Origin of the sequence: Aquitalea sp. USM4 (assembly GCF_004328945.1) — a bacterium.
Taxonomy (GTDB): domain Bacteria; phylum Pseudomonadota; class Gammaproteobacteria; order Burkholderiales; family Chromobacteriaceae; genus Aquitalea; species Aquitalea pelogenes.
Genome location: NZ_CP029539.1, coordinates 2,415,275 through 2,429,291, shown reverse-complemented (window position 1 = coordinate 2,429,291; position 14,017 = coordinate 2,415,275). Strand labels below are relative to the sequence as shown.

Here is a 14,017-nt window from a genome sequence, read left to right as displayed (position 1 = left end):
TACTTGACATCACGACTCTCACTTGACTGCATTGTTGAGTGTTACGCTAGGCACTGCGACTGAAATAATCAGTGAGAGGAATTTCTGGAACTCAGCAACTGGCGAGTTGGTGACATAAAGAATATCGTGGTTCTGGATCGGGAAATTCTGTGTCACGAAGAAGGAGGCCGGATCGCGCAAGTCGACTTGGTACACAATGGGTACCATGCCATTGACCACGGTCTTGGGTGTCGTTTCCTGACCTAATAACTTAGGATCTTCAAAACGGAAAATGAATACACCCCGTGCATCAGCACGCATATCATTCAGGCCACCGGACCGAGCAAGTGCCTGTGCCAGTGATATTCCTTGTGCTTCAAAGGGAATTTCATCATTCTTGCCAGTCGCACCCAGTACGGAAAAGCTTAGTGGCTGGAACAGGGCAGTCACGACATCGCCCGGTTTGAGCATGATGTTTTGCTTGGGATCACGAATGATTGAATCCAGTGCCATGGTCGAGGTGGTTTCACCACGCGATAGCTGGATAGCCATCCGGCTGATAGGTTGTTTTACGCCTCCGGCCAGTGCCAGAGCGTCAATCAGGCGCTCGCCCTTGGGAGTAAGGGGCAGAGTGGCACTTGTACTGACCTCACCCACAACGGTGACATTTGACGTATTGTTTTTGGCTACTCGTACCAGTACCTGTGGACGATTAGCCTTGCCATGCAGACGACGGGTGATTTCATCTCCGATTTGATCCGTATTGCGCCCCTTTACTGCCACCTTTCCAGCAAACGGGATGCTGATCGTCCCGTCGGGTGAAACCATCTGGTCGGGCAGTGTGACTGCAGGGGATGAGGAGGATGCGGCTTTGCCATCCAGAGACACACCACTGAACAGCATGGGTGGCTGTGCTTCCCAGATGGAGACCTCGATGATGTCCCCCGGTCCGATCAGGTAGTTATTGCTTGAATGACTGGGGAAAATGTCGGAAAACCTGCCCAATTGCTTTGCTTTTGCCAGTTTCTTTGCCAGGGCATCATCCACATCGACCAGCTTGATTCCTTCTATCCGCCTTGTATCACGCGGGCTCTGGACTTGTTCGCGACTTGGGCCACTTGCAGAGATCCAGCCGGGAAATGTTCCACAGGCACTCAATGAACAGATCATTGCCACACTCAGCAAAGTGGCAGGTCGGCGAATAAGTCGATTAACGCTATGCATGATGTTGTTTGTTCCAATAACTGACTGTCACACCAATTTGGAGATGGTCTGACAAACTGATTCAATATCCTGCTCGCTATGCAATGCGGAAAGGAAAAACCTTAACCGTGCTGCTTTTTCCTCCACAGCCGGATAAACAATGGGCTGGACATTGATGCCCTGGTTAAACAGCTGGTTTGACAAGCGAACCGCCTTGATTGAGCTGCCGATGATGAGGGGCACAATGGAATACCCTGCTGCAAAACCGGTGTTGATGCCTCGCTGTTGCAGATTGCCCAGCAACTGCTGTCCGCGCGCCCTCAATGCACAGACACGCTCGGGTTCGCGCTGCATGACACGCAAGGCTTCCAGCGAAGCTGCCGCCAGTACCGGTGACAAGCCGACACTGTAGACAAAGCCCGGTGCCGCATATTTAAGATGCTCGACCAATGCACGCTCACCGGCGATATAGCCGCCGCAGCTGGCCAGGGTTTTACTGAGCGTTCCCATCCAGATATCGACTTCCTTGCCTGCCACGCCAAAGTGCTCATGGATTCCTCTGCCGGTTTTGCCTAGCACACCCAGTGCATGGGCTTCGTCCACCATCAGGAATGCTTTGTGACGTCGCTTGATTTCAATCAGCCGGGGTAGATCAGGAAAATCGCCATCCATGCTGTACAGTCCCTCGACCACAATGAGAACCCGCTCAAACTGGGGTCGAATATCAAGCAGAATCTGTTCAAGTACGGCGGTATCGTTGTGTGGAAATGACCGTCGGGCAGCACCAGATAGCTGAATGCCCTGCAAGATGCTGTTATGAATCAGGCTGTCATGAATGATCAGATCCTTGGGGCCAAACAGGTAGCCGATGGTGCTGACATTGGTGGCATGACCACTGACGAATACAACGCAGTCCTCCACGTCATAGAGCCGGGCCAGTTCCTGCTCCAGCTCTCGCTGAATCGGTCTTTCCCCGGCAACCAGCCTGCTGGCTGACGCAGAAGTACCATAGTGATCGATAGCTTGTTTGGCAGCCTCGTTTACCTCAGGGTGACCGGCCAGTCCCAAATAGTTGTAGCTGGAGAAGTTGAGATACTCGGCCCCACCAATTCGTGTGGTCGCACCAGCGACAGCTTCGTGAACTTTGAAAAATGGATTGTCCAGACCAAGCTTGTCAGCAGCAGCTTTGGGTACCAGCATCTGCTCATAAGCCGGATGGCGATCAAAACGGGTATGAGCTTCCGGGATGACAACACTGCCCGCTTTCCTCTCCAACGGAAGACCAGGCCCCCTGCTGCTGGCTTTCTTGCCCAAAATACGATCGATCAGCTGTACTTTGGTTTTTTGAACGAGTTCATTGCTCATAAGATCAGACTGGCCCCCGACTGCGCCAACTTTCGCGCATCTTCATTTAACTGCTGCATATCGTCCTGGCTCAGGCCTTCACCGTGCTGGCGCGCAAGCCCTGCGACTACCTCCGCCATATCCTCAGACCCGGAATCTTCTGCTGCCAGCAGCTTTTCCATGATGCGGGCGGTTACATTGGTGGCAGTAGGAGAGTCGTTAAGCATCATCACCGGCAACTGAATACCAAAACGCTGCTCAAGCCCCATGGCCAATTCCACGGCCATCAGCGAATCCATGCCCAAGTCATGTAATGAACGGTTGTGCTCGATACGATCAGCACCGATGCACAGGATATTGGCTACTTCCTGCACCACCAGGTCGCGTATTACCACCTCGGCCTCCGCCGGTGACTTGCCAGCGATCAGGGCTCGAATGTCGATTGATTCGCCACCGTGGCCGGCGTCTTGTCTATTAAGGTTAAGAATGCTGAAGCGATTGCTGGAAGAGCCTGGCAGCAGCTGTGCCAGTACGTTCCAATCGAAGTTGGCCGGGATAAAGAGCGCATTATTCTCCGCCAGAGCCCGGTCCAGCTGTGCCAGGGCGGTTGTTGTGGTCAGGGCGGCACTTCCCAGACGCTGCTCCAGTCCGTCCTTTACCGCCTGATGGCGATTCAGGTAGCCAGCATCTGCAATCGGCCCCCACGCAATGGCAATCGCTGGCAAGCCCATGCGTCGGCGCATTGCCACCAAGCCTTCCAGGCCGGTGTTGGCAGCCACATAGTTGGCTTGCCCCGGATTACCAATCGCGGTGGTAACCGAGGAGTACAGTACAAAATGTTTCAGTGAAGTCAGCGACAATGTTGCCTGATGCAAATGCCATGCACCCAGCAATTTGGCATTCAAAACCGACTGAATACTCTGCACATCAAGATTACCGATGAGTTTGTCGTCAAAGACGGCCGCCGCATGCAAAACACCCGCCAGAGGCGGCAGGGTGCACTGGATCTCCTCCACCAAGGCGGCAACGGCCTGCCGGTCGGTCAAGTCGCAGGCACGTACCGAGACCTTTACACCAAGAGCTTGCAGACTTCTTAGTGCATCGCTGGCACCAGGTGTATCCAGACCACGGCGGCCAACCAAGACCAGGCTTCGGGCCCCACGCGCTGCCAGCCAGCGGGCCGACTCCAGGCCAAAACCAGAGATCCCGCCAGATACCAGCCAGCTGACATCCGGCTCAATACGGAATGTGGCAGCCGGCACAGGTGGCAGAGAGATATCAGGCCGGCTGCCGTTCTGCGATACCACGATTTTGCCGATATGCCTTGCCTGCTGCATCACGCGGAAAGCATCGACAATGTGGCTGGCCGGTAGGCTCCGATAAGGCAATGGTGTCAGTGCCTGCTCGTGGAACAAGGCCATGACTTCACGGAAAACCTGTGCTGCGAAAGCAGGGCGCCCGGTCAGCAATTGATCAGCATCGATACCGAAATAACTGATGTTGTCCTTGAAAACCCTCAGACCAATCGGCGTATTTTCAAAGAAGTCACGCTTGCCCAGTTCAAGGAAACGGCCAAATGGTTTGAGTACATCAAGACTGCGCCGCATGGCTTCACCTGCCAGCGAATTGAGTACAACATCAACTCCCTCACCGCTACTTGCCGCCAATACATCCTCGGCAAATGACAGACTGCGGGAATCAAACACATGATCGGCTCCCAGCAAGGCAACAAAGTCCCGCTTTTCATCGCTGCCGGCAGTCGCGAATACCTCGGCCCCCAGGCGACGTGCCAACTGGATGGCAGCAATCCCGACACCACCGGCTGCACCGTGAATCAGTACGCGCTCGCCTGCTTGCAGGTCTGCCAGTTTTTTGAGTGCGTAATACACGGTAAGGAATACCGTGGGCACCGTAGCGGCTGCTTCAAAAGTCCATCCTTGTGGAATACGCTCCAGCGCATCTGCTCTTGTGACAACATGGCTGGCAAAGCAGGAAGCACCAAAGCCCATGACGGCATCGCCTGGCGACAATGTACTGACCTTGCTTCCTACCCGGGTGACTACACCAGAAAACTCAAGCCCCAGGCTGGCACCGGCAAAACCCTTCTCGACTGCCTCGTCGGGAAGCAGCCCCATCAAGTACATGACATCACGGAAGTTCAAGCCGGTTGCGCGGGTTTCCACCTCTACCTGATGCTCCTGCAAGCCCTGCTCGTCTTGCGGCAGCCAAAGCAGATTGCTCAACTTTCCTGGCACATGGAAATCCAGCCGGTAGCGCGCATCAGGAGCCACTGAAACCCTGGATGCTGCCTCGCATTCCGTCAGCATCGGGCAGTAGCGCGCATCGGAGGTCAACACCACCTCATTTACGCCTTCCGAATACAGCAATTCGTTAGCCAAACGTCGTGCCATGTACGGCTCCGCCGGATCACAGTGCAAATCGATGACTCGGCAAGACAGATGTGGACACTCATTCATCACAACGCGGGCATAACCCCACAGTGCCGATTGAACCGGATTGGGAAGTGGGCCATCGCTCAGGCCATCCAGCAAGCCACCTCCACACGAAACCAGACTCAGCTGTGGAGTCCTGCTACCTACCGACTCCAGCAGACGCACCAGTTCATGCAATTTGCTGACGGCAGCCGCTGCGTGCTCGACGACATCATCCCAAGCCAGCAGGTGGACAATATGGTCTGGCACATGGCCACTCATGTCATTTACTTCGCTGGCAATGACAACTTGCTGGCCTGCACTTTCCAGTTCCAGACACAGTCGCTCAGCCATCTCGGCAGAGGAGGCATCTGAGAGCAACATCCAAGAGGCTGAAGGCAGGGTGATTGAGGGCAAGCGGCTAGCCTCGCTGCGACGGCCCAGCAGTAAATATGCCCCCTCAGCCAGCTCTTCCGCAGCCGGCTCAATGACGGTCTCGACATCTGCGTAGCCAGCCTCGATCATTGCCTGTGACCAAACTTCCGGAGGCTGCAGTGCGGCATGAGGTGCGTCCCCCTCATCCGGCGAATCGTGCCACCAAGCCGGATTCAACCCTTCCAGCAAACTGGCACACCAGTCCGGATGTCGCTCTGCCAGGACAAATACGCCACCGCAGGCAAGCAACTGATCAAACTGTGTCAATGCTGCACGCGCATCGCTTGCCCTATGCAATACATGCCGCAGGACAATCACGTCGTAACGATCAGGCAAGGTCTGGTTGGCAGTAAGAGTGAGTGTTGCGGTGTCAAATGTAGCAACAGTGACATTGTGGCAATCGTGATATTCGCCCTGCTGTCTGGCAAACAGGGAGTCATCTGGCTGCGCCAGAACATATTCAAACTGATCTTCCGCCAATACGCTGATCAGTACATTGGGCAGATCGCTGTATCCTGCAGCCAATTCCAGTACACGCAAACGACGGGATGCCGGCTTGCTGGCGGCCAGACTGGCCATCACCCCTTCCAGTGCATGCCGAACGCCCACATAGGCAGGGTCGTCGCCATACAAGACTTCAGCCACAGGAGAGTGCTGTAATTCTTCTTGCAGTTTTGCGGCATCCAGTGAGCCATCAAGCAAACCGGGCAAGGCACGACCGGCCCGGCCCAACAGGGCAAGATGCGGTAAATAGTCAGGAGTATCCCGCAGTAGTGTTTGCCAGAGCTCTTGCGCTGGTGGCAAATCGGCAGCACTCTCGATATGCCACGCCCCTGCTTCCTGACGCAACAGGCCTTCACTACTGAGCAAGTCGGCTAGCCAGCGCGCATGCGGTGTAGCAAGTCGTGTGCGGAATGCCTGGAACCAGTCGTCTGGTCGCCGCTGTGCCAGTTGCCGGAATGCTTCGTAAGCAAAGGAAAGAACAAGCACCTCACTGAGAGGCAAGGTTTGCTTGAACCAAACCAAGCGTTCATCAGCCAGGCGGCAGAGTACGCGCCGCGCCGATGAAACCGCATCGGGCAAGGCCATGTGCGAAAAACTGTCATCCTGTGCATGAGGCGCCAGCCATGGTTGCATGCGCCAGTTAGACACTTTTTGCAGGGAGTTACGCTTGAGATAGGCGGCACGAAAACGACAGCCGACAGCTTTGGCAAGCAACTCACCAGAGGCGGCGAATAGTTCGAAATCCACCAGGACCGAACGTGTACCACGCTTGCACAACTTGGCACGGAAGAACGCAACATCGCCTTGCCTATACCGTTCGATACGGCCCATTTTGACTGGCAGAAGTGCAACGCCCTGCATGCCACCGGCAGCATCGCCAATAAAACTCACCAACGACTGAAAACACAGGTCAAGCACGGCAGGGTGTAGCAGATATTCGTCCTGCAACAAAGCTGGCGGCAACTCCACTTGTGCTTCCAGCAGGTTTTGGCCAAAACGCACACTCAACAATCCCCGGAAAGCCGGGCCATAATCCAGTCCCAGCCCTGACGCCAGACGATAGTGGCTCTCCCTGTCATGAGTGAGGGCAGATTCAGCCGGAGTGTGAATACCCGCGGACGGCAGCCTGTCGACAGCGACAAGCAATCGGCCAGCTGCATGGATTGTCCATTCATCGTCACTCAATCGCTGACGGCTCTTGATCTGAAAACCATGATCACGCGGATTCAAGGTGAAACGCAGGCTACGGGCATGCTCACCATCAAAAACCATGGGCGCTACAATATCGAGTTGCTCGACAACGAAGTGCTCTCCACCCCAGTACTCGCGGGCAGCCGCCAGAGCCATCTCGGCATAGGCAGATCCTGGATAAACAATAGCGCCGCCAACTTTGTGGTCTGCCAGCCAAGGCAGCACCACCGGGTCCAGCGTATTTTCCCATGCCAGGTCAGCATCCTGCAGACGCCAACCCAGCAAGGGATGTACACGTCGCCGGGCAATAGAACGCAAGCCTTCGCTGGTCCAGGGCATCCAGTGGCGTTCACGTTGCCATGGATAGCTTGGCAAGCAGACATATTCGCCCGCTACGGGGAAGTAGCTTTGCAGTTGGGGAGCCGTCTGCTGCAGTTGTACCCGCAATGCAGCCTCCTGCAATCTGGCTACACCATCATCATTACGCCGCAGCGTCGGAAGAACACGCCCCTGGATAGCGATGGAAGCCAGACATTCGCCGATATAACGCTGCAAAATGGCATGAGGGCCAATTTCGACAAAAACACGGCAGCCCAGCCCAGCCAACTTCTCAATTGCCGCAGAAAAACGGACCGGTTCCCGGATATTGCGCCACCAGTAGTGCTGATCAAGACCGTTCCCATCCATCACATCTCCAGTCACCGTGGAGACGAAAACGGACTGGCAGGCAGTACTGGTTTGCAAACCAGAGAGGCGCCCTGCAAGCTCGGACTCTACCGGGTCCATCTGGCTGCTATGGAAGGCATAATCCAGATCCAGCAAACGGAAGAATACTCCTTGGGTCTCGGCGGCCTGCTGCAAGAACAGCAAGCTTTCAAGGCTGCCAGATAGAGTGACATTGCCAGGGCTGTTGATACCGGCAATTTCCACATCCAGTCGCCCTGTTTGCCGGATAAGGGCATCCGCAGCTTCACTGGACATACCCAGGGCAGCCATGCGCCCTCGCCCTCGCATCAGGCCCTGTGCCTGGCTTCTGGCACAAATGACACGAATGGCCTGCGTAAGATCAAAGGCACCCGAAGCCCACGCAGCGGCAATCTCGCCCACGCTATGGCCAGCCACAGCAAACGGCTTGATACCCTGCTCACGCAACATCATGGTGAGTGCCACTTGAATGGCAAACAGCAAGGGCTGGGCAACGGTTGTATCATCCAGCCTTGCGCTATCCGCTACAGCCCGAAGCTCCTCCAGCAACGAGAAACCTGCCTGAGACCGCATTGCAGCATCCAGATCACTCATGATTGCAGCAAACCGCGGCGAATTCTCCAGAAGGGTCTGCCCCATTCCCACCCATTGCGCACCGTTGCCGGAATAAACAAAAGCAAGCTCGCCGCATTGCGGCAAGGCATCTTCACGGTTAATCCCATTTACCGTTTCGCTTTGCGCGTACTGACCGAGTTGTTCTGCTACCGCATGTATTGATTCGGGTTGGATGGCTAGACGCTTTGCCAAGCGTTCGCGACCAAAGGCTGCTGCATGGGCAATGTCATAATATTGTTTGGCTGTTTTATCTTGCAGCAGATCTGCATAGCGCTGCGCCATAGCCTGCAAGGCAGCATCCGAGTGAGCAGAAAGAAAAAGCGGCGGCAAAAACGGGGCTGCATACTCGCTGGAATTTGCAGGCGTCTTGGCAAAACCTTGCAACAAGACATGTGCATTGGCTCCGCCAAAGCCGAACGAATTAAGTCCGGCAACCAGCGGTCTGTCACTCTCGGGTAAGAGAGATTTATACTCGGTGATCAACTCCAGGTTGAGCGCCTTGAAATCAATGCGTGCATTTGGCTTTTCCAGATGCACCGCAGCTGGCAGTGCCCGATTTTTGAGTGCCAGGATGGTTTTGATCAAGCCAGCCATACCGGAAGCTGGCTCAAGGTGACCAAGATTGGCCTTGACTGAGCTAATGGGCAGGGCTCGGGTGCGCCCCTGGCCGTAAACGCGGGATATCGCTTCGGTTTCGATGGGATCGCCAATGGCAGTGCCAGTACCATGCGCCTCGATAAAATCGACATCATCTGCGCACAGGCCGCTACGAGCCAATACTGCGCGCATCAACTCAGCCTGCCCCTCGCTGCTCGGTATGGTTATACCTGTCTTGCGTGCGCCATCGGCATTTACACCACTAGCAAGAATCACCGCATGGATTTCGTTGCCATCGGCCAAGGCCTCATCCAGCGGCTTCAACATTAATACTGCGCCGCCTTCCGAACGGACATAACCATCACCCGAATCATCAAAGGTTTTGCAACGGCCATCGGCAGATAGCATGGACGCTTTGGTAAAACCAACAAAAGGATGTGGGTGCAGCAGGAGGTTTACCCCCCCGACCAGCGCCGTAGACACTTCTCCCGAACGCAGGCTGTTACAGGCTTGGTGCAATGCCACCAGCGACGAAGAGCAAGCAGTATCAACTGCAAGCGACGGGCCATGTAAATCGAATACATAAGAAATACGATTAGCCGCAATACTGAGCGTATTGCCGGTCATCGAATGAGAGGTCATGACCGCCAGATCATCCAGGCCTCTCATCCCATAATCAAAGCCGGAAATTCCGACATATACTGCACAATCAGAACCAGCAAGTGCAGACGGAGGAATTTGGGCATGCTCCATCGACTCCCAGGCCAACTCCAGCAAGAGCCGCTGCTGAGGATCGAGAACCGCGGCCTCCCGCGGAGAAATACCAAAGAAACCAGCATCAAACTCATCAATTCGCGACAAAACTCCAGCAGCAAATGTAATGCTGCGCCCTGGCTCGGAACGTTTGTCATGTTGTAACTCGTTTACCGCCCAACGATCAGCCGGCACTTGAGTAACGAGATCACGCTTCTGTTTGAGTGCTTCCCAAAATTGTGCATCATCGACCAGATCTCCCGGAAATCTGAAGGCATAGCCAACAATGGCTACCGGGCTGTTCGACCGAGTGGAAAATTCGACATCCACAGCGTTAGTCAGGGAGGTGCGTTCGTCTGTATTTAACTTATCGTCCTGAATCATTTCATCCATCTAAGCGCATCTCTACCATAAAAACCTGAAAAGTCATCAACCAGTCACTCAACAAGATCATTTGCAGGACTCAACCCACTACATGACTCTCAGGAGCGAATCCAAAACAATTACTCGAAGACGCAAACATTTTCATACGCAAATTAACAAATATTTACACTGCAGCGCGCAAAAACCCCTTTATGACTTACTTAAGTCAAGACCAATGCTACGCAAAACCTAGAACTACATACTCCAAACCACCCAACCCGAACCACCAATAAAAATCAAACCAACCGACAATTTCCAGCAATCAATTGAAGCAACATTACCGCACGGAAGCCCCCACGAATACTCTATTCATCAATTGACCACCAAAATCAAGAACTTCCTCGCAAAAAAACAAATAATCTATCTTCCTGATTTGCAATCAGAAGAAACTCCAAAACCTGGAAACCGCTGCTTCCAGTCTTCTATGCTCTGACTATTATCATGATTCCAAGGATGAAAAGATGGTTTGTAATAATCAAGGTATAGTCTCCATGGAATAAGGGAACTAACCAGCGATGCAGTATTAGCCTTGAGATTAGGTGCCATCACGACAGGTTGAATAGGCTGTGAGCGACGCTTGTTGCGTCGAACAAGTAGTACCCCGGCAGTGATAACCAATACACCAAGAACGGTTACAAGTAACATGGCCAGAATACGCATCAAATAAGCCACAGGACCACGCCCGATTTGTTCTTGATACACGTCGAAACACACTGCTTTATGTTCGGTTTCTTCTACTGCATGCCATGCCCACAACTTGGCAAAATCAGGGTGAGCCCGCTCAAGGATATAGTCAAGATAATGAAACAAACTATCAGCCAAGATGGCAGTGAAATGCTCAATTGCACAGCTAATGGCTAACTGAAATGAAACAGGGAAAACCATCCTAAACCCATTCAAAACAGCATGCCCAAGTCGATCCACCATCCACCCGTCGGGATATATCGCAAGCAATGCTGTATTGCATCGTTTATGCACACTAGTATGCATGGCTTCCTGATAGATAAAACTTCGCACCTGAATTTTTAAATCTTCGTTTCTGATAGCACCTTTATAATTCGACACGGAATCAATAAAGAACTTCTCACCCGCCGGAAAGAAGAACGATATGGTATCCAGGAAAGTTTCAACAATTGGCTCTCCCGGCAACCACCCGGAGGCACTATCAGAATCAAATTCAATATCAACACGCCGCCTGACAATATCAACCATTCAATCAATCTTTACTTAAATGAACAATCAAAAAAGTATTACTCTGCAAACTCAGCAATCAGGCAAAAAAGAATTAGGCGAAATAAAACCATTCATGCACCTTTCTTGATGAAAATCATCCGAATCTGCGACAAACCAAGATGGAGAACCTGGCCAGGCACAATCTACAAGCACAAGGAGATGCTCATGAAAAATTCAATTATGAATGCCAATTGGCACTCTATAAAACAATAAAATGCATTTGACATACAAAATCATGAGATGCCAAATCACCTAGCAAGCACAAAGAATGCATCATGATATCCTGATGTAGCACACCAACGCCAGTCAATTGGCATTAAAAATTACATTCAGATTTTCCTTGACATGCCAATGGCGCATTGCAACATCAACTCGGGAGATTTCGCCAACCATCTTGAGAATGCCGCTAGAACGTAGCCCACAGCAGTGGCAGACAACGACCGGAAAACGAGATCCCGCATCGACAAGACACTGACAGGTGCAGCCTATCTTGATGCAGGTGACTTACAGGTATGGGGCTGAAGAAGGAATCGTGGCCCCAGGCAAGGAAGGAGGGAAAAGCGCAGACAAGAGAAAAATCGTTAAGACCGTCACACAGCACCAGTGGACGGTATGCAAACACGCAGCCCGTCGTAGCCGACTTCCACCCCCGGTGGACACAGTGCCGACAAGGCATGGTATTCGAGCCGGTGAATCATGTGGATCAACACCGTGCGGCGGGCGCCGATACGCGCTGCCCACTCCAGCGACTGATGGAAACCCAGGTGCGAGGGGTAGCCGTCCATGTTCAGGCAATCCAGAAACAGCACATCCAGCCCTTGCAGCAGCGCCAGGCTCTCATCCGGGATATGCGACAGGTCGGTCAGCCAGGCAGCATTGCCAATGCGCCAGCCCAGGCAGGGCCAGCTGCCGTGTTGCAAGGGAATGGGGGTAATGGACAGGCCATCATGTTCGAACGGACCATCCACCACTTCCGGTAGCAGCACCGGCTTGTCCCACACTTTTGAAGGTGGTTGCAACGCATAGCCAAAGCGGCTGGTGATGTTGTCCATGGTAAAGGCATTGCCGTACAGCACTACCGCGCCTTGCTTGACGTAGCAGAAGGCGCGCAGATCGTCGATGCCGTTGAGATGGTCGGCGTGCGGATGGGTGTACAACACGGCATCCACCTGACGGACGCCCTCGCGCAGCGCCTGCTGGCGCAGGTCCGGCCCGGTGTCGATCAGCAGGCCGTGCTCGCCGCAACGGATGTAAGCCGAGCAGCGTGTGCGGTGATTACGCGGGTCGGTGGAGCTGCAGGTGGCACACTGGCAGCCAATGGCCGGGGTGCCGGAGCTGGAACCGCAACCCAGGATGGTGATTTCCATTTCGCCAACACGTGGGGCCGTCATCGTGTCAGGCCGCCTGCCCGGCTTGCGGGCGCTGGATCTTGCTGAACAGGCGATAGAAGTTGTCGCTGGTGGCGGCGGCAACTTCTTCGAAACTGATGCCGCGCAGTTCGGCGATATGCTCGGCTACATGCCGCACATAAGCCGGCTCGTTCAGTTTGCCACGGTAAGGTACCGGAGCCAGATAGGGCGAGTCGGTTTCCACCAGCATGCGCTCCAGCGGCATTTTCTGTGCCACTTCCTTGATTTGTGCAGCGTTCTTGAAGGTCACGATGCCGGAGAAGGAAATGTAAAAACCGATCTCCAGCGCAGCCTGCGCCACTTCCCAGTTTTCGGTGAAGCAGTGCATCACCCCGCCACATTGCTCGGCACCTTCTTCACGCAGGATGCGGATGGTGTCGGCGGCGGATTCACGGGTATGGATGATCAGCGGCAAACCTGCACGCTTTGCCGCGCGGATGTGGGTACGGAAACGCTGGTGCTGCCATTCCAGATCGCCCTTGCACCAGTGGTAGTCCAGCCCGGTTTCGCCAATGCCCACCACGCGCGGGTGAGCCGCATGGGCCAGCAGTTCTTCTTCACTGAATTCTTCTGCTTCCGGGTCATCCGGATGAATGCCGACGGTGGCGTACAGATTGGTATGGTTTTCCGCCAGTGCCAGCACTTCGGGATATTTGGGCCGCGACACACCGATTACCAGTGCCAGCTCGACACCGTTGTGCTGCATATTGCCCAGCACCTCGGGCAGACGGCTGGAGAGATCGGGAAAATTGATATGGCAGTGCGAATCGACAAGCATGGTGTGTGTTCTGGCTGGCAGTGCCGCCGGCGCTAGCCGGACGGCAGGGTTTACATGGTATGGGTGGGGCGGCTGGAATTGAGCACACCGCCCAGCAGGGTTTCAATCTTGGCCTTGGCCTGGTTGCCGGCATCGCCGTAGGCAAACTCCACACCAATGCCCTGCACACGGCTGTTGTTGGCCCCGGCCGGGGTAATCCACACCACCTTGGCCTGCACGGCAATTTTCTGCGGCTCATCCATCAGCGTCAGCAACAGGAAGACTTCTTCACCCAGTTTCATTTCCTTGTTGGTAGGAATGAAAATCCCCCCGGTTTTCAGGAAGGGCATGTAGGCCGCAAACAGGGCACTGCGCTCCTTGATGTGCAGCGACAGCACGCCGGGGCGTGCGGAATCGGGGCGAGGCGTATTGTCCAT

Annotated in this window: 7 protein-coding genes; all 7 read right to left on the bottom strand. The window is 54.2% G+C overall.

Annotation, left to right across the window (positions count from 1 at the left end):
• Window positions 1-18: 18 nt before the first annotated feature.
• The 7 genes from DKK66_RS11265 to DKK66_RS11235 all read right to left on the bottom strand — a co-directional run bounded on the left by DKK66_RS11265 (window position 19) and on the right by DKK66_RS11235 (window position 14,017).
• Window positions 19-1,203, bottom strand: a complete 1,185-nt coding sequence (locus DKK66_RS11265) for a polysaccharide biosynthesis/export family protein (RefSeq protein ID WP_131358078.1) — start codon at window positions 1,201-1,203, stop codon at window positions 19-21.
• A 27-nt stretch (window positions 1,204-1,230) separates the two neighbouring features.
• Window positions 1,231-2,547, bottom strand: a complete 1,317-nt coding sequence (locus DKK66_RS11260; protein WP_131358075.1) for an aminotransferase class I/II-fold pyridoxal phosphate-dependent enzyme — start codon at window positions 2,545-2,547, stop codon at window positions 1,231-1,233.
• Entirely contained in the window at window positions 2,544-10,151 is a 7,608-nt protein-coding gene (locus DKK66_RS11255; protein WP_207389773.1) for a type I polyketide synthase, read from the bottom strand. Before DKK66_RS11255 ends, DKK66_RS11260 begins: the two co-directional genes overlap by 4 nt.
• 390 nt (window positions 10,152-10,541) lie before the next feature.
• The gene (locus DKK66_RS11250; protein ID WP_131358072.1) at window positions 10,542-11,393 is read right to left on the bottom strand and encodes a metal-dependent hydrolase; all 852 of its coding nucleotides are present in this window, start codon (window positions 11,391-11,393) and stop codon (window positions 10,542-10,544) included.
• A gap of 611 nt (window positions 11,394-12,004) precedes the next feature.
• Window positions 12,005-12,805 (bottom strand): MBL fold metallo-hydrolase, encoded by an 801-nt coding sequence (locus DKK66_RS11245; RefSeq protein ID WP_207389772.1) that lies wholly within the window; start codon window positions 12,803-12,805, stop codon window positions 12,005-12,007.
• Window positions 12,806-12,809: 4 nt separating this feature from the next.
• Window positions 12,810-13,601: a TatD family hydrolase gene (locus DKK66_RS11240; protein WP_045847246.1), complete on the bottom strand. Its 792-nt coding sequence runs from the start codon at window positions 13,599-13,601 to the stop codon at window positions 12,810-12,812.
• 50 nt (window positions 13,602-13,651) lie between these two features.
• Complete coding sequence (locus DKK66_RS11235; RefSeq protein WP_045847245.1) at window positions 13,652-14,017, bottom strand: PilZ domain-containing protein; 366 nt, start codon at window positions 14,015-14,017, stop codon at window positions 13,652-13,654.

Coding starts and splice junctions, on each gene's coding strand:
- DKK66_RS11250 (WP_131358072.1), bottom strand. CDS start 11,393: ATGGTTGATATTGTCAGGCGGCGTGTTGATATTGAATTTGATTCTGAT.
- DKK66_RS11235 (WP_045847245.1), bottom strand. CDS start 14,017: ATGGACAATACGCCTCGCCCCGATTCCGCACGCCCCGGCGTGCTGTCG.
- DKK66_RS11265 (WP_131358078.1), bottom strand. CDS start 1,203: ATGCATAGCGTTAATCGACTTATTCGCCGACCTGCCACTTTGCTGAGT.
- DKK66_RS11260 (WP_131358075.1), bottom strand. CDS start 2,547: ATGAGCAATGAACTCGTTCAAAAAACCAAAGTACAGCTGATCGATCGT.
- DKK66_RS11245 (WP_207389772.1), bottom strand. CDS start 12,805: ATGACGGCCCCACGTGTTGGCGAAATGGAAATCACCATCCTGGGTTGC.
- DKK66_RS11240 (WP_045847246.1), bottom strand. CDS start 13,601: ATGCTTGTCGATTCGCACTGCCATATCAATTTTCCCGATCTCTCCAGC.
- DKK66_RS11255 (WP_207389773.1), bottom strand. CDS start 10,151: ATGGATGAAATGATTCAGGACGATAAGTTAAATACAGACGAACGCACC.